Annotated in this window: 19 protein-coding genes; 12 read left to right on the top strand and 7 right to left on the bottom strand. The window is 56.6% G+C overall.

Annotated elements, in window-relative coordinates:
- Entirely contained in the window at window positions 1–1,470 is a 1,470-nt protein-coding gene (locus tag ACQY4M_RS02790; protein ID WP_428540525.1) for a TRAP transporter large permease, read from the top strand.
- Here the strand turns inward: ACQY4M_RS02790 and ACQY4M_RS02795 are convergent.
- Window positions 1,365–1,934, bottom strand: a complete 570-nt coding sequence (locus ACQY4M_RS02795; RefSeq protein ID WP_428541102.1) for a glutathione S-transferase C-terminal domain-containing protein — start codon at window positions 1,932–1,934, stop codon at window positions 1,365–1,367. The two genes, ACQY4M_RS02790 and ACQY4M_RS02795, sit on opposite strands and share 106 nt — an antisense overlap.
- Before the next feature lie 100 nt (window positions 1,935–2,034).
- Between ACQY4M_RS02795 and ACQY4M_RS02800 the strand changes: the two genes are divergently transcribed.
- A protein-coding gene (locus ACQY4M_RS02800) for an IS3 family transposase (RefSeq protein WP_428539245.1) occupies window positions 2,035–3,167 on the top strand; the annotation gives its coding sequence in 2 pieces (ribosomal slippage) (window positions 2,035–2,287 and window positions 2,287–3,167; 1,134 coding nt in all).
- 38 nt (window positions 3,168–3,205) lie between these two features.
- On the opposite strand, the gene ACQY4M_RS02805 is transcribed toward ACQY4M_RS02800, so the two are convergent.
- On the bottom strand, window positions 3,206–3,715 hold the full coding sequence (locus ACQY4M_RS02805) for a hypothetical protein (RefSeq protein ID WP_428540528.1): 510 nt from the start codon (window positions 3,713–3,715) through the stop codon (window positions 3,206–3,208).
- Between the two features lie 65 nt (window positions 3,716–3,780).
- A complete protein-coding gene (locus ACQY4M_RS02810; RefSeq protein ID WP_428540531.1) occupies window positions 3,781–4,344 on the bottom strand; it encodes an ester cyclase in 564 nt (187 codons plus the stop codon).
- Window positions 4,345–4,478: 134 nt separating this feature from the next.
- Here ACQY4M_RS02810 and ACQY4M_RS02815 point away from each other — a divergent pair, with 134 nt between their 5' ends.
- The 4 genes from ACQY4M_RS02815 to ACQY4M_RS02830 all read left to right on the top strand — a co-directional run bounded on the left by ACQY4M_RS02815 (window position 4,479) and on the right by ACQY4M_RS02830 (window position 7,865).
- Window positions 4,479–5,390: a LysR family transcriptional regulator gene (locus ACQY4M_RS02815; RefSeq protein ID WP_428540534.1), complete on the top strand. Its 912-nt coding sequence runs from the start codon at window positions 4,479–4,481 to the stop codon at window positions 5,388–5,390.
- 100 nt (window positions 5,391–5,490) lie between these two features.
- A complete protein-coding gene (locus tag ACQY4M_RS02820) occupies window positions 5,491–6,195 on the top strand; it encodes an ABC transporter permease (protein ID WP_428540537.1) in 705 nt (234 codons plus the stop codon).
- A 147-nt stretch (window positions 6,196–6,342) separates the two neighbouring features.
- Window positions 6,343–7,059 carry an energy-coupling factor ABC transporter ATP-binding protein gene (locus tag ACQY4M_RS02825; RefSeq protein ID WP_428540540.1) on the top strand — a complete coding sequence of 239 codons (717 nt, stop codon included), beginning with the start codon at window positions 6,343–6,345 and terminating at the stop codon, window positions 7,057–7,059.
- Entirely contained in the window at window positions 7,056–7,865 is an 810-nt protein-coding gene (locus ACQY4M_RS02830; RefSeq protein WP_428540543.1) for a substrate-binding domain-containing protein, read from the top strand. The genes ACQY4M_RS02825 and ACQY4M_RS02830 overlap by 4 nt, the downstream gene beginning before the upstream one ends.
- Window positions 7,866–8,015: 150 nt before the next feature.
- Here ACQY4M_RS02830 and ACQY4M_RS02835 read toward each other — a convergent pair whose 3' ends face one another.
- The 3 genes from ACQY4M_RS02835 to ACQY4M_RS02845 are packed head-to-tail and all read right to left on the bottom strand — an operon-like array spanning window position 8,016 to window position 10,302.
- The gene (locus ACQY4M_RS02835; protein WP_428540546.1) at window positions 8,016–8,495 is read right to left on the bottom strand and encodes a DUF6505 family protein; all 480 of its coding nucleotides are present in this window, start codon (window positions 8,493–8,495) and stop codon (window positions 8,016–8,018) included.
- Window positions 8,492–9,241 carry a DUF4444 domain-containing protein gene (locus tag ACQY4M_RS02840; protein ID WP_428540549.1) on the bottom strand — a complete coding sequence of 250 codons (750 nt, stop codon included), beginning with the start codon at window positions 9,239–9,241 and terminating at the stop codon, window positions 8,492–8,494. The genes ACQY4M_RS02835 and ACQY4M_RS02840 overlap by 4 nt, the downstream gene beginning before the upstream one ends.
- On the bottom strand, window positions 9,238–10,302 hold the full coding sequence (locus tag ACQY4M_RS02845; protein WP_428540552.1) for an Mrp/NBP35 family ATP-binding protein: 1,065 nt from the start codon (window positions 10,300–10,302) through the stop codon (window positions 9,238–9,240). Before ACQY4M_RS02845 ends, ACQY4M_RS02840 begins: the two co-directional genes overlap by 4 nt.
- A gap of 61 nt (window positions 10,303–10,363) precedes the next feature.
- Here ACQY4M_RS02845 and ACQY4M_RS02850 point away from each other — a divergent pair, with 61 nt between their 5' ends.
- Window positions 10,364–11,116: a hypothetical protein gene (locus ACQY4M_RS02850; protein WP_428540555.1), complete on the top strand. Its 753-nt coding sequence runs from the start codon at window positions 10,364–10,366 to the stop codon at window positions 11,114–11,116.
- On the opposite strand, the gene ACQY4M_RS02855 is transcribed toward ACQY4M_RS02850, so the two are convergent.
- The gene (locus ACQY4M_RS02855) at window positions 11,110–13,068 is read right to left on the bottom strand and encodes a 4Fe-4S binding protein (RefSeq protein ID WP_428540558.1); all 1,959 of its coding nucleotides are present in this window, start codon (window positions 13,066–13,068) and stop codon (window positions 11,110–11,112) included. The genes ACQY4M_RS02850 and ACQY4M_RS02855 overlap by 7 nt on opposite strands.
- Window positions 13,069–13,410: 342 nt before the next feature.
- Here ACQY4M_RS02855 and ACQY4M_RS02860 point away from each other — a divergent pair, with 342 nt between their 5' ends.
- The 5 genes from ACQY4M_RS02860 to ACQY4M_RS02880 all read left to right on the top strand — a co-directional run bounded on the left by ACQY4M_RS02860 (window position 13,411) and on the right by ACQY4M_RS02880 (window position 18,427).
- On the top strand, window positions 13,411–13,983 hold the full coding sequence (locus tag ACQY4M_RS02860; RefSeq protein WP_428540561.1) for a DUF3305 domain-containing protein: 573 nt from the start codon (window positions 13,411–13,413) through the stop codon (window positions 13,981–13,983).
- On the top strand, window positions 13,980–14,555 hold the full coding sequence (locus tag ACQY4M_RS02865; RefSeq protein WP_428540564.1) for a DUF3306 domain-containing protein: 576 nt from the start codon (window positions 13,980–13,982) through the stop codon (window positions 14,553–14,555). The genes ACQY4M_RS02860 and ACQY4M_RS02865 overlap by 4 nt, the downstream gene beginning before the upstream one ends.
- Before the next feature lie 15 nt (window positions 14,556–14,570).
- Window positions 14,571–15,182: a TorD/DmsD family molecular chaperone gene (locus ACQY4M_RS02870; RefSeq protein ID WP_428540567.1), complete on the top strand. Its 612-nt coding sequence runs from the start codon at window positions 14,571–14,573 to the stop codon at window positions 15,180–15,182.
- A 52-nt stretch (window positions 15,183–15,234) separates the two neighbouring features.
- The gene (locus tag ACQY4M_RS02875) at window positions 15,235–15,429 is read left to right on the top strand and encodes a twin-arginine translocation signal domain-containing protein (protein ID WP_428540570.1); all 195 of its coding nucleotides are present in this window, start codon (window positions 15,235–15,237) and stop codon (window positions 15,427–15,429) included.
- Between the two features lie 103 nt (window positions 15,430–15,532).
- A complete protein-coding gene (locus ACQY4M_RS02880) occupies window positions 15,533–18,427 on the top strand; it encodes a formate dehydrogenase subunit alpha (protein WP_428540573.1) in 2,895 nt (964 codons plus the stop codon).
- Window positions 18,428–18,435 lie beyond the last annotated feature (8 nt).

The following is an 18,435-nucleotide window of genomic DNA, read 5'->3' on the forward strand; positions in this document are numbered from 1 at the left end:
ATGGGCATCGAGGAAATTCTGCCGCTCGCCATGTTCGGTGCGCTGGGTATCTTTTTGTTTTCCGGCTTTCCGGTGGCCTTTGTTCTGGGCGGTGTCGGGTTGGGATTTGCACTGCTGGCAATCTGGATCGACCCATGGCTGTTTGACTGGCCGCAATTTGGCGCAATCCCGTCTCGTATTTACGGGGCGGTATCGGAAAACCTGCTGCTAACAGCGGTGCCGATGTTTATCCTTATGGGCACGATGCTGGAACGATCCGGCATCGCCCGCGATCTGCTGAATTGTTTGCAGGTATTGCTGCGCCGCATCCCCGGCGGGCTTGCGCTGGCGGTGACCCTGATGGGAACCATTCTGGCCGCTACAACGGGGATCATTGGGGCATCGGTTGTGATGATGTCGCTGCTGGCGCTGCCGGTGATGATTGAACAGGGATATGACGCGCGCCTGTCCACCGGCACCATCGCCGCGTCCGGCACATTGGGCATCCTGATCCCGCCGTCCATCATGCTGGTGATCATGGCCGATCTGCTGGGTCGCTCGGTCGGCAATCTGTTTGTTGCCGCCGTGTTCCCCGGCCTGTTACTGGCCAGTCTGTATTTTGTCTACATCGTCATTCGGTGCACGCTGAACCCGAAACTTGCCCCGCGTCTGGATGCCAATATCGGGCCGCAAACTTTGGGTCCGATCCTGCTGATGGTGTTGCGGTCGTTCATCCCGCCGGTTTTGTTGATCATGGCTGTTCTGGGGTCGATCCTGATGGGCCTTGCCACTCCGACCGAAGCTGCGGGTGTGGGGGCTATGGGGTCAATCCTGCTGGGATTGTTCAACCTTGTGATCCTGCCCGCTTTGGGGGTCAAACCGATGGAAATGTTCGTCACGGGTGAAAAGGTAAAAGACGAAGGTGTGACCGGCAGTTTCTGGCAGAGCCTGAAGAATTTCTGGAAAGTGGTATCCGAAGTGATGGAAAGCACCGCCCTGACCAATGCCATGATATTCGGCCTGTTTGTGGGTGCGACGCTGTTTTCCTTTGTGTTCCGGTCACTGGGCGGGGATATGATTGTGGTTGAACTGGTTGAATCGCTTGGCCTTGGCTCATGGGGCCTGTTGTTCATGCTGATGGGGATCGTGTTTGTTTTGGGATTTTTCTTTGACTGGATCGAAATCACCCTGATCGTGCTACCGGTTTTCGCCCCGATTATCCAGCAATTGGATTTTGGCGATCACGTTGCCAAGGTAGACACGGTTTACTGGTTTGCAATCCTGTTGGCGGTGAACCTGCAAACCTCGTTCCTGACTCCACCCTTCGGGTTTGCGCTGTTTTATATGAAAGCGGTCGCCCCCAAGTCGATCAAGATCCAGCAAATCTATGCCGGGATTGTGCCGTTCGTGCTGTTGCAGCTATTCGGCTTGGGCATGGTGATGGCATTTCCGGAAATTGCGCTGTGGTTGCCAAGGGTATTGCTGGAGTAGACACCCTGTTGTTGGGCGTCTTTTACCAGTTGTTCGATATCATTTGGCCCATTGGGAATAATAATGCCAGAAGGGTTTAATGCCTTTATCGAGTAATACCCAGCTTTGATGTGTTCCAGATTTACCGTTTTGGCAATGCCGGGAAAGTTTAGAACTCGTTTAAGATAGGATTGCAGGATCGGGTAATCAGCTATGCGTCGCAAGTTGGTTTTGAAAAGGTCATGATAGGCCGCGTCAAACCGGATTAATGTGACAAACAGGCGTATGTCGGCCTCTGTCAGATCGGCGCCCAATAGAAACGAGCGACCATCCAAAAGCCGTTCTTCCAACTGATCGAGCGTTGAGAATACATTGGCAACGGCTTCGTCATAAGCCGCCTGACTGGATGCAAAACCGGCTTTGTAAACACCGTTGTTAAGATTGTGGTATAACCACGGGGACAGCTGATCAATCTCTGACGCCAAATGCGCTGGATATAGGTCGATCGACCGCGGCGCCAGAGGTGGTCGCGGAAATTCGGACCAGTTGTTAAGGTGGATCGACTTATGAGAAAGACGATTCAAAATGACGAAACGAAAGAACCATTCTCCCGAATTCAAAGCCCGCGTTGCGCTTGAAGCAATCCGCGAGGAAATGACGATGGCGGAGCTGTCGAAGAAGTATGGTGTGCATCCAACCCAGATTGGCACATGGAAACGAGCAGCGATTGAAAACATGGCCACGGCATTTTCCAGACGGGGCCGTGATCCTGATCGGGTTGATGAAGCCCAGATTGAGAAGCTGCACTCCAAGATTGGTCAGCTGGTCGTGGAACGGGATTTTTTAGCCAACGCCTCGCAACAGTTGCTCGGGAAGCGAGGCAAAAAATGGTGAGCCGTGAGCATGATCTGAGTGTGCGACGACAATGCGGGCTACTTTCTCTGGCGCGCTCGAACCTGTATTACCAGCCAAAAGGCGAAAGTGCTGAAAATTTGCGGTTCATGACAATAATCGACAAGCAATTCTTGCAGACGCCGTGGTATGGATCACGGCAAATGGCTCGGCACATGCAGCGCCAAGGTTACAAGTGTGGTCGCCACAGGGTCCGCCGTTTGATGCGGCTGATGCGGTTGGTTCCGATCTACCAGACGCCCAACACGAGCAAGAAACATCCGCAGCATAAGATCTACCCGTATCTGCTGCGAGACCTGACGATTGATCGTCCAAACCATGTGTGGTGCGTAGATATCACCTACATTCCGATGCAGCGCGGGTTCCTCTATTTGGTCGCGATCATGGACTGGCACAGCCGCAAGGTTTTGAGCTGGAGATTGTCAAACAGCATGGAGGCAGATTTTTGCGTTGAAGCCCTGAAAGAGGCTATGGCCAAATACGGCAAGCCCGATATCATGAACAGCGACCAGGGCAGCCAGTTCACCGGGTTTGAATGGACGCAGGCGCTGAAAGAAGCCGACGTGAAAATCTCGATGGATGGCAAAGGTCGCTGGGTCGATAACCGGATGATCGAGCGGCTTTGGCGATCCTTGAAATACGAATGCATTTACCTCAACGCATTTGAAACGGGTTCGCAGACCCGCGCCGGGATCGGGAAATGGTTGGCTTACTACAACACCGAGCGCCCGCATTCCACCCACGGAATATTGACCCCGGATGAAGCCTATGACAGAAAAACAAAACCAATGAGTTTGGCAGCCTAAATGAAACCCTGATCCATCTTAAACTGGCTGCTGACTGGTCAAAAAAGTGGGACCACCTCTGCCAATCCGTCGAACGCCGAATTGAACATACGAAGAATATCGGCGCTTTCGTTGTTCACCATCACATTCTGTTTCATATCCCACAGTACCGGAACCGTGGCACGGCCCGAATAATCCGGTGCCGCGCGAGTATATATTTGGTGCATATATCTGGCGTTAAGCAGAGGGTCCAAATCTGCACCTGAATAGTCACCAAACTGCCATCCTTGATCGGTCAGAAACGGCTCAACAACAGTTACGGGAACAATATTATCCAACCCCTTTAATGATCGGGCAATCAATGTGCGAGAAGCCCAAGGGCAGATCAAGGCAACATATAACCGATAGCGTCCTGCTTCGGCCTTGAAGCCGCCAATACCTGTTGGGCCAGCTGCTCCATCTGGTGTGACCCAGTTTCTGAATTCCGAGGTCTGGCGAATAAAGCGACCGGTTTTGTCTTTGGCCTGAACCGGGTGCCAGTTTGATGTCCACTTGCCCTGAATAAGCATTTTAGTTCTCCTTTCTTGAATAATGGGCTGCCTGCACGGTTGTTTGCGCAGGCAGCATGGGGAAATTAACCGCCAATACCCAGTTGCGCTGCATAAGTGGCATTGTCCCAGAACAACCATTCGTGAACCATCTCGCCGTTTTGCCAGAAGGCGATGGTGGACATCTTCAGCTCGAACCGATCTCCTGTTGGCTCGATGAACTTACCATCGCCAATGGGCATCGGTTCGGTAAATGTGCCGGTCATAACGCCGATCACTGCCGTCCAGTCACCCGAGGCAATACGAACGGGATGCAGTTTGATTTCGGTGTCCGGGGCATGGACAAAAAGCTTTTTCAAATCTTCGATATGAACATCGATGCCCACTGTCGAATGCCCGTCCGGCCATGTAACAATGATGTCGTCTGCGTGGCTTTCATGTAGGCGCGACCAGTCCTGATTGCTGAAAACATCGAAATCCAGCTCATCAAATGTCTTCAGATGCTGATCGCCCAGCGGACCATCCGAAGCACCACCAGAGTAAAACTGGCCGGGCGTAATTCCGCCCTCAAAGTAGCTGGGTTCCTGTGCCGAGGCAGCGTTGGCGGCAATGGCGATGATGGATGCGGTAAGAAGCGATTTGAGTTTCATGACATGTTCCTTTTCAGTTTGTTGCGGGGCGGCGGGTTGCCAGTTGCCCCTTTCGATAAGCTGAACATGCGGAAAATGATTATGTTTTGAAATGGCGGTATTGGAGAATTATTATCGCCGTGGTATAGATAATTATGGATATGATTACAGGAATGAGAACCTTTGTGGCTACGGTTGAAACCGGATCGTTTACTGCCGCAGCAGATCGCGTCGGGATATCGAACAAACTGGCCAGTAAATACATTGCCCAGTTAGAAGACCATTTGTCGGTACGCCTTTTGCACCGAACAACCCGCACCCTAAGCCTGACTGACGCCGGGCAACGATACTATCCCCGGTGCGCCCGATTGCTTGAGGATTTCGATGCATTAGAGGGATCGGTCAGAGATGACAACAAAGCATTGAAAGGAATACTGCGCCTTGCGGCACCGACAACATTCGGGGAACTCTATGTGCAACCTCTTGTCCGACAGTTCAGGCAGCAGCACCCTGATTTGGCCATTGAACTGCGGTTAAGTGACAGGTTTATTGATCTGGCTGATGAAGGGTTTGATTTGGCAATCAGGATCGGCGCGCTAGAAGATTCGAGCCTGATCGCCCGCAAACTGGCAGTAACTGAATTGTGGGCAGTTGCCTCACCCGATTATCTGGCTGCAAAAACGCCCCCGGAAACGCCACGCCATTTGAATGATTATCAATGTATTCAGGATACAAATCTGCGTTCCGGTGGCGCATGGCCATTCTTGATCAATGGACAGATGCAGAAGATTGCAGTGAACGGTGGATATATGGTCAACAGTGCACTGGCCGTTCGTGATCTGGTGATTGCAGGCGAAGGGATTGGCCTTTGTCCTGATTATGTTGTGACCCGAGATGTTGCCGCTGGAAATCTGGAACGGGTTCTTGCTGATTACCCATCTTCATCCCTTGATATTCATTCGGTCTATTTGGATGCACGTTACATGCCTGCCAAAGTGCGCGGTTTTCTGGATTTTCTGGCAGGTCGGTTCAAGGGGCTGACGGATTGGCAAAGCTTGAGAAAATAGAAGTTGGCCATTCCTGCATTCTTGACCATTGAGATGGCTTCCTACCTATTGTAGCGTCCACACATGAACGGTTCTGTGACCCATCAATCGGATTTGGCGAATGAATGATATTACGAGGGGTATTGTTGACGCATTCCAGCTGATCATTACGCTTGACCCCGACTTGCTGGAAATTGTCGGCCTGTCGTTGCGGGTGACGGTGACGGCGGTGCTGATTGCGTCCCTGATCGGTTTGCCGCTGGGCGCGTGGCTGGTGATCAACCGCTTCCGGTTTCGCCGCCAGACCATTGCTGTGCTGAATGCGCTGATGGGCTTGCCGCCGGTGGTGGTGGGGCTGTTTGTCTATATGATGCTGTCGCGATCAGGTCCGTTCGGTGTGTTTGGCCTATTGTTCACCCCGACCGCGATGATCATCGCGCAGGTGATCATTATCACGCCACTTATTGCCTCGATCTCGCATCAGACGATCCGCGATTTATGGGCGGAATATCACGATTTGCTGATTTCGCTGAACACCACGCGGCGGCAACGCATAATGGCCCTGTTATGGGACGGGCGCCGCGCCCTGCTAACGGCGATGCTGGCCGGTTTTGGCCGTGCAATTGGCGAGGTGGGGGCGATTATGATTGTGGGGGGGAATATCGACCATTCCACACGGGTGCTGACTACTTCAATCGCGCTGGAAACCGGCAAAGGGAATTTTGCTTTTGCGATGGGGCTGGGGTTTGTGCTGATTACGATGGCGGTAACGATCAACCTGTTGATGCATACTGTTTCGCGCACCGAACGGGCCAGCGTCTGGTAAGGGTGGTCAATTTGTCCACCTCGGGGGTTTGGGGCGCGGATGGAATAGTCAAAATGACAGCACAGGCCAGCAGCGCAAAATTTCCCTTGGCATCACCATAAAAACCGCGCAACCATAGCGGCAACAATCAACCAAGAGCGAACAAACGTGACACACTCCATCCTGCCACTGACACTGGACGGCGCGATTGCCCGCGTGCGTGGCAAGACACTAGTCGGGCCGGTGGATTTGCAGATTGGCGAAACCGGGCTGACCATTGTGATGGGGCCGAATGGGTCGGGCAAAACCACGCTGCTGCGCCTGATGCACGGGTTGCAACGGGTGTCCGGCGGGCGTGTTGAATGGGCGGTGCCGAACGGGATGGCGCGCGGACGGCAGGCCTATGTGTTCCAGTCCCCGATCATGATGCGCCGCAAGGTGGTTGATAACATCGCCTATCCGCTGATCCTGCACGGGGTGCCGCGCAGGCAGGCCCGCAGCACCGCCGCCGAATGGGCCGCGCGGTTCGGTCTGGGGGATGCGCTGGAACGTCCCGCGCCCTATTTGTCGGGCGGCGAAAAGCAAAAGCTGGCGCTGGCACGCGCCCTGATCCGCAAGCCGGAAATCCTGTTTCTGGATGAACCCTGCGCCAATCTGGACGGTCGCGCGATACGCGAAATTGAAACGATTTTGCAACAGGCAAGGGCCGACGGCACCCGCATCGTGATGGCGACACATGACATGGGGCAGGCCCGGCGGTTGGCAACGGATGTGGTGTTTATGTATGGCGGCAAGGTGCATGAAACCGCGCCCGCACCCGATTTTTTCAAACACCCCGCCACAGCCGAAGCACGCGCATTTATCAATGGAGACATCGTAGAATGAACTGGAAATTCCCTTTTGCCGCCCTGTTTTCCCTGTTTCTGGCAAAGATGGTGCAGGCGGCAGAAATCAAGCTGGCGGTGACCACATCCTTCCAAAATTCCGGCCTGTCAGATGTGTTGCTGCCGCAGATCAAGAAAGACATAGGCCTTGATGTGCAACTGATCGTGGTGGGCACAGGGCAGGCGCTGAAACTGGGCGAGGCGGGGGATGTGGACGCCATTCTGGTCCATTCCCGCAAGGCGGAAGAGGCATTTCTTAAGGCCGGTTTCGGCACGCATCGGCGCGAGATCATGTATAATGATTTCATCCTGATTGGCCCCTCGGCTGATCCGGCTCAGATTACCGTGGCCGATACCGCTGCTAGCGTCTTGCAGAAAATTGCCACCGCCAAAGCCCCCTTTGTCAGTCGCGGGGATGACAGCGGCACCCACAAAAAGGAGTTGTCCCTATGGCAAGCTGCCGGTCTGGATCCTGCGACCTTTGGCAGTTGGTACCGCGCGGCGGGCGCCGGTATGGGGGCCACGCTGAATGTGGCCAGCGGCATGGACGCCTATGTGATGGCGGACCGCGCCAGTTGGCTGAATTTTGGCAACAAGGGGGATTTGAAACTGTTGTTCGCGGGTGATCCGGTGTTGTTCAACCAATACGCCTTTATCCCCGTCAATCCGCAGCGTCATCCGCATGTGAAAACTGAACTGGTGGCACAGCTTGAGGACTGGTTGACCGGCGAAACAGCCGCCAAACTGATCAACGGCTACAAAATAAACGGTGAAACCCTGTTTACCTTTAATGCGACGAAACCCTGACGGTCTTCTTCTTGCCTTAAATACCTCCGCCGGAGGCAAAACCAGGGTTGCCTCCGGCGGGGAGTTTGAGCCGTCTTGGAAACGCTCCGGGGGAGCGTTTCAGGCGACAAACGGGCGAAGCCCCGAAGAACAAAGATGGTGGGCGCGGGGCTATTCCTCGGGGGTAGAGTGGATGGCGAACTGGTCCAGTTCGGCGCCTTGCGGTTCGATCACGCGGTAGGCTTCCTTGACGCCGCTTTCGGTCAGTTCGCGTGCAACCGTCAACAGGGTGTTGCTGTCGTGATCCTCGCACATGTCGGCCATGTGATGTAGTTCTTCCAATGCCACGGGGCGGGCCTGTTCCAGGGACGGGGCGCCGTAGATGGTAACGAAATGCTGGGCCAGCGTGTCGGCCAGCGCGTCAAATTCCGAGGGCTCGATCTGGGTCACAGCAACAAAAGTCACCCGCCCGAATGTTTCCAGCCCCAGCCAGCCATTGGCAAAGGCCTGTCGCGCCTTGCCGGTCAGGTCGGCCTGACCCCAGTTGGAAAACTCGAAACCGCCGGAAATGGCCCATTCGCCGGTGCGGGCCGGTTGGTGGAATATGTTGCGGTCACTTTCATCAAAGTGGATGGCGCGGGCAAGTTTCATGGGTTTCCTTCCAGACGCGATGACAGGGGGACAAGGTGGGTGGTTTCACCATCGCGGATCAGCATGCCGAAATCTTCGTCCACGCCTAAAAATGTGCCGGACAGGGTTTGGCCATTATAGTCGATGGTTACATCTTCGCCCATGCCATGCACCAGCCCGCGCCATTCGGCATGCAGCGCCTGATTGCCGTCTTCCATCAGGCGGTTGATCCACACCAGCGTGTGCCGCGCCCAGCTTTCCAGCAGGCGGATCGGGGAAACATCGCCGCAGCCTTCAAGGTATAGTGCGGTGCTGTCGGGGTGGTTCCCCGGGGCGATGTCTGAAGGCGGGATCAGGTCAACCGTTAGGCCGATCACCAGCCAGTCGGGTTCCTCCGCCGGATCATTGGTCGAGGCCGCCGCGCGCAGGGTGCCTGCCACGCCGCCATTGACCCGCAGTTCTCCGGCCCAGCCCAGATGCACAGCGACCTCGGGCGGGGCCAAAGCGCCAAGGGCGTTTTGAAACCCGATCCCGCAGGTGCACAGCACGCTCATGGCCTGTTCCAGCGGCACTTCGGGGGCGAATACGATGGCCGCGCGCAGGCGGTCGGCGCTGACATTGTGCACCAGGACGCCGGAATCACACCCCAGTGCGGCCAGTGCGCAGGCCTTGTCGAAGGGATCGGTCGCGCCCTCGACTTCCTGCCCCTGAAACAGCGGGGGAAAGGTGACGGGCTGCGGGGTCTCGAAGGGGTTTTCCTCGGTCATGCGTGGCCCATGTCGATCAGTTTCCTGGCCAGATCGCGAAAGGATTTGGCCTGTGGGGAATCGGGTTTTGACACCACGATCGGTGCGCCACCATCGGCGGCAAGGCGAATGTCCAGATGCAGCGGCAGTTCGGCCAGCAGGGGAACACCCATCTTTTCGGCCTCGGCTGCGACGCCGCCGTGGCCGAATGTGTGTTCCTCGAACCCGCAGTTCGAACAGATATGGGTGGACATGTTTTCGATCATGCCGATGATCGGCGTGCCCAGCTTTTTGAACATATCGATCCCCTTGCGGGCGTCCAGCAGGGCCACATCCTGCGGAGTGGATACGATGATTGCGCCATCCAGTTCGGCCTTTTGCGCCAAGGTCATCTGCACATCGCCCGTGCCCGGCGGCAGGTCAACGATCAGCACATCCAACGCGCCCCATTGCACCTGATTAAGCATCTGTTGCAGCGCCCCCATCAGCAACGGGCCGCGCCAGATTACGGCTTCGTCCTCGCGGGTCATCAGGCCCATCGACATCATGGTCACGCCGTGATTGCGCAGCGGCAGGATGGTTTTGCCATCCGGCGAGGCAGGCCGCCCCGAAATGCCCAGCATGCGTGGTTGCGAAGGGCCGAATACATCGGCATCCAGCAGGCCGACCTTGCGCCCCTCGGCGTCCAGCGCTGCGGCCAGATTGGCGGAAACGGTGGATTTTCCGACCCCGCCCTTGCCCGAGGCAATGGCGATGATCCGGTCAACCCCCGGGATTTTCTGCGGTCCCTGAGGTTTGGGGGCGCCATGCGCCTTCAGGTCAGGCGGGGTGGCGTTGCTGTGGGCGGTCAGGGCGATTGTCACCTTCTCGACCCCGTCCAGCGCCTCAAGCGCGGCTTGTGCGTCGGCACGGACGGCTTCCATCACGGTGTGTGCCTTGGGGTCGATCTCCATCACGAACCGCACGGTGCCATCCTCGACGGTCAGCGCCTTGACCAGTCCGGCAGTCACCATATCGGAGCCGCTATTGGGGTCTTTGATCTGTTTCAGCGCGGCCAGAATATCTTCGCGTGTGGCACTCATGGGGGCTTTACCTTTATCTTGTGGATTGACGGGCGGAATGCCGGCCCTCTAGGTTTGGGGAATGGATAGAATAAACAAAATACTGCGCCTCGCAATACTGCTGTTTGTCGCGCCGATGGTGGCGTCGGGGCAGGAGGACGGGATAAGGTTGCGCACTGCCCCCACGCTTGAAGAAAGCGGGCTGGTGCAATTCCTGCGACCACGGTTTTCGCTGAAAACGGGGGTGCCGGTTCAGGTGGTGATGGACGGGGCCAATGTGGTGCTGGATGATCAGGCCAGCGTTGACGCCAAGCCGGTGTTGGCGCGTGGGGATGTGGTTTACTATGTCTCGGCGAGCGAAGGCAACGGGGCCAAGCGGTTTGCCGGTTGGTTGCTGTCCGATGTTGGTCAGCGGGCGATTGAACAGTTCCGGCCCGAAAATGGCCAACCGTTTACCGGCGCGGCGGGATTGGCCGAAAAGGTGGCCGAGGTTGCGCCGGAAGGGAACGTTGCACGCGGGGAAACCCTGTCTTACCGAAACTGCGGGCGTTGCCATGTTATTGGCGCGCGCAACCGGATGAAGGGCATCGGCTCGACCCCCTCGTTCGCCCTGATGCGCAGCTTTCCGGACTGGCAGCAAAGATTCGGCGGGTTTTACACCCTTATTCCGCACCCGTCCTTTTCGCAGATTGTTGATGTGACCGACCCGTTTGATCCCGCCCGCCCCCCGCCGATCAACCCGCTGGAACTGACAATCGGGGAGCTGGACGACATCCTTGCCTTTGTGGCAACGATCAAACCGGCCGATCTGGGGGCGCCGTTGCAAACTCAGTGATCCCGACGCTTGCTCAGGTAATCTTCGGTCGTGACCACGCGGGGGCGTTCGCCGCCCTGGAACGGGCTGTTTTCGGAATGGTACTGCGCCTCGATCCGGCAGGTATCGCACATCTGGATCAGTTTTCCGGCGTCCGTTGTGGCGAACATCGGGTGTTTGCCGGCCAGCTTTTCCATAACTTTTTCAATGGTGGATTTTACACCAAAGGGTTTGCCGCAGGAAATACATTCGAACGGATCTTCCTCGTTCACCACAACTTGGGTAAAGGCCTGATCAGACAGGTTGAATTGCGGGTTTAGGGTGATTGCCTTTTCCGGGCAAACGCGGGTGCATAGCCCACATTGCAGACAGGCATCTTCCTGAAAACGCAACTGCGGTTTGTCGGGATTGTCGCCAAGGGCGCCGGTCGGACACAGTGATGCGCAGGACAGGCACAGGGTGCAGGCGTCTGTATCCACCACCACCCCGCCATAGGGCGCGTGCTCGGGCAGCGGGATCGGGGCATCCGTATCGGGGTGCAGGGCGGTGGCCGACAGGCGGGCGATCTGGCGGCGGCTGCCCAGCGGCAGGATCGGGACGTCGACCAGCGGGGCGGGGGCCGCGCGATAGAGCGTGTCAGACAGCGCATCGGGATCGGCCAGATCAAGCAGGGTGATGCGTGGCTCGTCTACTATGGCCAAGGCCAGCGCCTGTTCGCGGATCAGGGTTTCGGGGTCTGTTTTCGGGGTCATCAGGATGTTGATTTCGCTGAACCCGCAGGCCAGTGCCGCCAGCATTTCCGCATGGCCGAAACCGGACAGGGCGGCGACCTCGATCGGGATCACATCGGCGGGCAATCCGCGTCCGAAACGGGCGGCAAGGCTGATCATTTCGCCACCGTATTCGCCATCATGCACCATCAGGCGGGGGGATTTTCCACCGGCATTGCGGTAGGCATCGGCAAGGGTTTGCAGCCGCTTGAAGGTGAAATCCGTGGCCGGTGCGTCATATGTCAAAGCGCCCGAGGGACACAGCGCCACGCAAGACCCGCAACCACCGCAAATCGCCGGATCAACGGTGACATGTTCGCCATCGGGGAAAATCGCGCCGGTCGGGCAGATATCAAGGCATTTGGAACAGCCGGTGATTTCGGCGCGGGAATGGGCGCACAGGTGGTTTTCGGTTTTCAGGTAGAACGGTTTTTCGAATGTGCCGACCATCTGGCTGGCATCAAACACGGCCTTGGCCACAGCAGCAGGATTGCGCGGGTCGGCGCGCAGATAGCCGTCGCGTTTGTTCGGGGCGGGGAACAGCGGGGTTTCGCCGCGCAAATCAAGGATGATGTCACATTCGGTTTCGGCCCCGTCACGGGGCGGCGTCATTTGGAACGGGCCGCGTCCGGCCGGATCCAGCTGTTGCAGGGCATCGATTTTCAGGTGGAAATCCCCAAGCGTTCCGGTGACGGTTTTCAGGCGCCCCGCAACCAGATCGAACCGCCGGTCAACGGGCGCATCCTCTACCCCCTCCAGTAGTATGGTGACGGCCAGAATATCGGCCAGTTGTTCGGCTACGGGCAGCGCGACATCGGATGATCCAAGGATCAAACAGCGCCCTTCGGATGTTATATCAAACAGTTTTTCCGTTGGTTTTTCCAGCAGGGAATCTGCAATCAGAGCGGCCATTTTCGGGGTCGATTTTGTCGCCTCCTCGGACCATCCGGCGCGGTCGCGGATATCGATAAAAACGGGCATTTCCGCCTGAATTTCGTCTGCTAGTTCCTCGAACAGGTCGCGCTCCTGAAGGCAGGCGATCACGGTGCCGCCTTTGGCCATTTCCTTGGCCGCTTCACCGATTTGTGTTGTGCAAAGGGCCGTGTAAACGCGCGAACAGGACAGGCCACATGTGTCTTCCAACGACTTTCTGTCAAGTGGTTGACTTCCGGAACAATCACATAAAATCAGTCTATTAGCCATATTTCCCCCATTGATCACCCCATTAGGTCAGGGCGATTCCCCCACCCACATATTCACCAAATCGCCGCGCCGTAAAGGGATTTCGAATCAAATCTTGCCACAGGTGATTCGGTTTTCAGGAGGGATGAATTCCAAGCGAAAGACTAAGGTTTTCGACGGGTGGACTTTATGTCCCGTCAGGCGGTGCAGGGCGATCGGTTTGGGACGAATTGTCTAGTTTTCCAGTGCCATTAATCACCAATCCACGAAAACTGAAATTTCTCTTTGATCAGATGGAAAAATCGCTGCAAGCTGAAAGGCAGGTCGAGGTGTGCGTAAATGACATATCCGGCCAAGGGAGAAATGCTTTTGACGAAAAATGCCACAGCCAGCCTACCGCTTGGGATTGTGCTCCGGAAATCTCCGGGCGTGACGCGCTGGGCAAAGTGGGTCTGGAAGGCGGTCGCAGTGTTGCCCGGTGCAGCTCAGGAAAGCTGGAAGGAATTGCGCCGCGAAGGCGATGTCGTCGAATACCACGCCGCCACGGTTGATCTGGAACTGTTCCGCACTGATGCCGAGGCTTACCGCGCCGGTCTGTCCACCAATCCTCCTGCGATTTACGTTGTGATGCGCGAGGCGGACGAGCCGGACGCGCCGCAGGATATCGAAGTGTTGCTGGCCACTGCATCGCCCTATGACGCACAGGATTATGCGGATAGCGGCGAAGAAATTATCGAACAGGTGCCGATGCCTGACGGGTTGATCGCCTGGGTCAATGATTTCGTGCAAAAACATTACGAAGAAGAAGTGTTCATCAAACGCAAGCGCGATAAAAAGCGGATTGATCTGCTGGAAGACGGGATCGGGGATGCCCGTATTCATCAGGCCAGTGACGTTTATCGTGCGCCGTCCCGCAAGGCGAGGGTGGTGCATTGAGCGCGCCGCTGGATAGATGGTCGCGCAGACGTGCGGCGGTTCAGGCCGAAGCCGAGGCCGAAGCCTTGGCGCAGCAACGGGCTGTTGTTGCCGAACGTCAAGCTGAATTGGCGGAAAAGACGGACGCCGAAATTCTGGTGGAACTGGATCTGCCGGATCCTGAAACATTGCAACCCGGTGACGATTTTTCCGGCTTTATGCAGGCCGCCGTTCCCGAACGCATCCGCAAACTGGCGTTGCGTCGGTTGTGGCGCAGCAATCCGGTGTTGGCGAATGTCGATAATCTGGTCGATTACGGCGATGATTTCACCAAGGAAGGTGCCTTGGGCAAGGCCGTCAAAACCGCATATCAGGTCGGCAAGGGCATTTTGAATAAAGTCGAGGAAATCGAAGCGCCCGAGGACGTGGCTGAAGTGGTTACAGAGGAGCCGCAGGCCCTGATCGAAGAGATTGTGGAGGAAGAGCCTGAAATGGTTCTGACCGAAGAAACCCCCGTTGAAACACAGACAGAACAACACGATGAACCGGATTTTGCCATCAAGCGCAGAATACGGTTTCAGTTTGCCAGCTAGGCAGGAAGCCAAAGGATGACGACAGCCACTATGACAACGCCCGATATTGCCCAAGAAGACAAGCTGCGCGCCGATTTTTATGATTTTCTGGCGGCGCTTCTGGCGCGTCCGCCCTCTAAAGAGCTGTTGCAAAAAACCGCGAACCTGACGGGAGATGACAGCGACTTGGGCAAGGCGATCCAGTCGATGGCACGGGTTGCGGCGGTGACAAAGGAACGTGCCGCCGAAAGCGAATTTACCGCGCTGTTTATCGGATTGGGGCGCGGCGAATTGCTGCCCTATGCCAGTTTCTATCTGACAGGGTTTCTGAATGAAAAACCGCTGGCGGCCCTGCGCAAGGACATGGCGGCGTTACGCATCGCGCGTGCCCCGAATGTGTTCGAGCCTGAAGACAACATCGCCAGCCTGTTTGAAATGATGGCGGGTATGATCACGGGTCGCTTTGGTGATCCTGTGCCGCTGGAGCGGCAGACCGAATATTTCAACAAACATATCGCCCCCTGGGCCACGCATTTCTTTACCGATCTAGAAGGGGCCAAGAATTCGGTCTTTTACGCATCGGTTGGTGCGGCGGGTAAGGCGTTTATGGACATCGAACGCGAAGCATTTCGCATGAACGCGGGTTAGACCCGCAACAACCGCCTGCATCACGCGGGCATAAAAGAAGGGAGGAAAGCTGATGGGCAAGAAAACAGAAGTCGACGCAAAAAGTCGCCGGAATTTTCTAAAGATGGCTTCAGTTTCCGCACCGGCAGCCGTGGCTGCTGTGTCATTGTCCGGCACGACAGCCAAGGCCGCCGTGCAGGACGAAAAGGAAAGCGGGGTGCGCGATACAGCGCATACGCGGGCCTATTATGAAAGTGCGAAGTTCTAGCGCTTGAATTATCGAGGGGACCAACGGTTGCGAGACGCCCAGCGGTTCTATTTTACGAAACCCCGCAAAGCCGGCCCCGCCGGTTTCAGCAAGGGAGAAACACATGCTTAGGAAAAAAACCAACGGGATTGCGAGACGCTCCCAAGGGTCCAGCCTCCTATCCAACATTGCCGAGAAATCGGTAGACCGGCGCACGTTCTTGCGTGGCTCGGGGCTTGCCATTGGCGGCCTTGCAGCGATTGGCGCGACAGGTGGCACGGTCACACAGGCATCCGCCCAAGAGGCGATGGATGGTGCCATTGAAACAGTTAAAACCGTTTGCACCCACTGTTCGGTCGGCTGCACCGTGATTGCCGAAGTCGATAACGGTGTCTGGGTCGGGCAGGAACCCGGCTGGGACAGCCCGTTCAATCTGGGCGCACATTGCGCCAAAGGGGCTGCGGTTCGCGAACATGCCCACGGCGAACGCCGCCTGAAGTACCCGATGAAAAAAGAGGGTGGTGAATGGAAGCGCATCAGCTGGGAACAGGCGATCAACGAGATCGGCGACGGCTTGATGAAAATCCGCGAGGAAAGCGGGCCTGATTCAGTTTATTGGCTGGGATCGGCGAAACATTCCAACGAACAGGCCTACCTGTTCCGCAAGTTTGCCGCCTATTGGGGCACAAACAACGTGGACCATCAGGCACGTATCTGTCATTCGACAACGGTTGCCGGTGTGGCCAACACATGGGGCTACGGCGCCATGACCAACAGCTACAACGACATTCATAACTCCAAGGCGATCCTTGTGATCGGTGGGAACCCTGCCGAGGCGCATCCGGTTTCTTTGTTGCACCTTATGAAAGCCAAAGAGCAGAACAATGCACCATTGATCGTTTGCGATCCGCGTTTTACCCGCACCGCCGCGCATGCCGACGAATATGTCCGCATCCGCCCGGGTTCGGACGTTGCGCTGGTCTGGGGTATCCTGTGGCATATCTTTGAAAACAACTGGGAAGACAAGGAGTTCATCCGCACCCGCGTTTATGGCATGGACGAAATCCGCAAAGAGGTCAACAACTGGACGCCGGACGAAGTTGAACGCGTTACAGGCGTTCCCGGATCACAGATGGAACGGGTCGCCCGCACGCTGGCCAACAACCGCCCCGGCACACTGATCTGGTGCATGGGTGGCACCCAGCACACCAACGGCAACAACAACACCCGCGCCTATTGCATCCTGCAACTGGCCCTTGGCAACATGGGCACCAGCGGTGGCGGCACCAACATTTTCCGTGGCCACGATAACGTTCAGGGCGCAACGGATATGTGCGTGTTGTCCCACACTCTGCCCGGTTACTATGGCCTGTCCGCAGGCGCATGGGCACACTGGTCGCGCGTTTGGGGTGAAGACCTTGACTGGATGAAGTCCCGTTTCGACAGCATCAAAGGCGCTGACGGCAAGGATAAATCCCTGATGAACCTGAAGGGTATTCCGGTCAGCCGCTGGATTGACGGTGTTCTGGAAGACAAGGACAACATCGACCAGCCAAACAATGTGCGCGGTATGATCCTGTGGGGCCATGCGCCCAACAGCCAAACCCGTGGCAAGGAAATGAAAACCGCGATGGAAAAACTGGATATGCTGGTCGTTGTTGACCCCTATCCAACGGTTTCCGCCGTGCTTCATGACCGCACCGATGGTGTTTACCTGTTGCCCGCTTCGACCCAGTTCGAAACGCGCGGCTCGGTCACCGCATCCAACCGGTCGTTCCAATGGCGCGACAAGGTGGTTGATCCAGTGTTTGAATCACTGCCGGATCACATCATCATGGCCAAATTTGCCAAGAAATTCGGTTGGGCCGACAGGTTCTTCCGCAATATTTCGATGGAGGCCGAGGACGAGCCGAATATCGAGGACATCACCCGCGAAATCAACAGCGGCACATGGACCATCGGTTATACCGGCTGTTCGCCCGAGCGGATCAAAAGCCATATGGCCAACCAGCATACGTTCGACCGCACCACACTTCAGGCCATCGGTGGCCCGAACGACGGTGAATACTACGGTCTGCCGTGGCCATGTTGGGGCACCCCTGAAATGGGTCACCCGGGCACGCCAAACCTTTATGACATGTCCAAACCTGTCTCCAAAGGTGGCCTGACCTTCCGCGCCCGTTTCGGTGTGGAACGTGACGGGGTGAACCTGCTGGCCGAAGGCGTCTATTCGCAAGGGTCGGAAATTCAGGACGGTTACCCTGAGTTCACCATGCAGATGCTGATGGATCTGGGTTGGGACAAAGACCTGACGGATGACGAACGCGCCGCTATCGACGCTGTGGCCGGTCCGAAAACCAACTGGAAAACCGACCTGTCAGGCGGTATCCAGCGGGTGGCGATCGCGCATGAATGTGCGCCGTTCGGTAACGCCAAGGCGCGTGCCGTGGTCTGGACCTTCCCTGACCCTGTGCCGATCCACCGCGAGCCGCTTTATACATCGCGGCGTGATCTGGTGGCGGATTATCCGACCTATGCGGATAAACAAGCCTATCGTCTGCCAACACTGTATGAATCGATCCAGAAGCAGGACTTCAGCAAGGACTATCCGCTGATCCTGACCACGGGCCGGTTGGTCGAATACGAGGGCGGCGGCGACGAAAGCCGTTCCAACCCTTGGCTGGCCGAACTTCAGCAGGAAATGTTTGTTGAAGTGAACCGGCGCGATGCCAACAATCTGGGCATTCGTGATGGTCAACAGGTCTGGGTCGAAGGGGCCGAGGGCGCCAAGGTCAAAGTGGCCGCAATGGTGACCGAACGGGTCGGCGAAGGCGTGGCCTTCATGCCGTTCCACTTTGGTGGCCAGTTCGAAGGCAAGGATCTTCGGGACAAATACCCCGAAGGGGCCGACCCTTATGTATTGGGCGAAAGCGCCAATACGGCCATGACCTATGGCTACGATTCTGTCACCCAAATGCAAGAGACCAAGGCGTCCCTTTGCAAAATCACTGTAGCGTAAAGGAGAAT

The sequence above is a fragment of the Profundibacter sp. genome, from assembly GCF_965277155.1.
In the GTDB taxonomy this organism is placed as follows: Bacteria; Pseudomonadota; Alphaproteobacteria; order Rhodobacterales; family Rhodobacteraceae; genus Profundibacter.

Coding starts and splice junctions, on each gene's coding strand:
- ACQY4M_RS02860 (WP_428540561.1), top strand. CDS start 13,411: ATGCTTTTGACGAAAAATGCCACAGCCAGCCTACCGCTTGGGATTGTG.
- ACQY4M_RS02870 (WP_428540567.1), top strand. CDS start 14,571: ATGACGACAGCCACTATGACAACGCCCGATATTGCCCAAGAAGACAAG.
- ACQY4M_RS02840 (WP_428540549.1), bottom strand. CDS start 9,241: ATGACCGAGGAAAACCCCTTCGAGACCCCGCAGCCCGTCACCTTTCCC.
- ACQY4M_RS02830 (WP_428540543.1), top strand. CDS start 7,056: ATGAACTGGAAATTCCCTTTTGCCGCCCTGTTTTCCCTGTTTCTGGCA.
- ACQY4M_RS02810 (WP_428540531.1), bottom strand. CDS start 4,344: ATGAAACTCAAATCGCTTCTTACCGCATCCATCATCGCCATTGCCGCC.
- ACQY4M_RS02805 (WP_428540528.1), bottom strand. CDS start 3,715: ATGCTTATTCAGGGCAAGTGGACATCAAACTGGCACCCGGTTCAGGCC.
- ACQY4M_RS02875 (WP_428540570.1), top strand. CDS start 15,235: ATGGGCAAGAAAACAGAAGTCGACGCAAAAAGTCGCCGGAATTTTCTA.
- ACQY4M_RS02815 (WP_428540534.1), top strand. CDS start 4,479: ATGGATATGATTACAGGAATGAGAACCTTTGTGGCTACGGTTGAAACC.
- ACQY4M_RS02850 (WP_428540555.1), top strand. CDS start 10,364: ATGGATAGAATAAACAAAATACTGCGCCTCGCAATACTGCTGTTTGTC.
- ACQY4M_RS02820 (WP_428540537.1), top strand. CDS start 5,491: ATGAATGATATTACGAGGGGTATTGTTGACGCATTCCAGCTGATCATT.
- ACQY4M_RS02845 (WP_428540552.1), bottom strand. CDS start 10,302: ATGAGTGCCACACGCGAAGATATTCTGGCCGCGCTGAAACAGATCAAA.
- ACQY4M_RS02790 (WP_428540525.1), top strand. CDS start 1: ATGGGCATCGAGGAAATTCTGCCGCTCGCCATGTTCGGTGCGCTGGGT.
- ACQY4M_RS02880 (WP_428540573.1), top strand. CDS start 15,533: ATGCTTAGGAAAAAAACCAACGGGATTGCGAGACGCTCCCAAGGGTCC.
- ACQY4M_RS02835 (WP_428540546.1), bottom strand. CDS start 8,495: ATGAAACTTGCCCGCGCCATCCACTTTGATGAAAGTGACCGCAACATA.
- ACQY4M_RS02855 (WP_428540558.1), bottom strand. CDS start 13,068: ATGGCTAATAGACTGATTTTATGTGATTGTTCCGGAAGTCAACCACTT.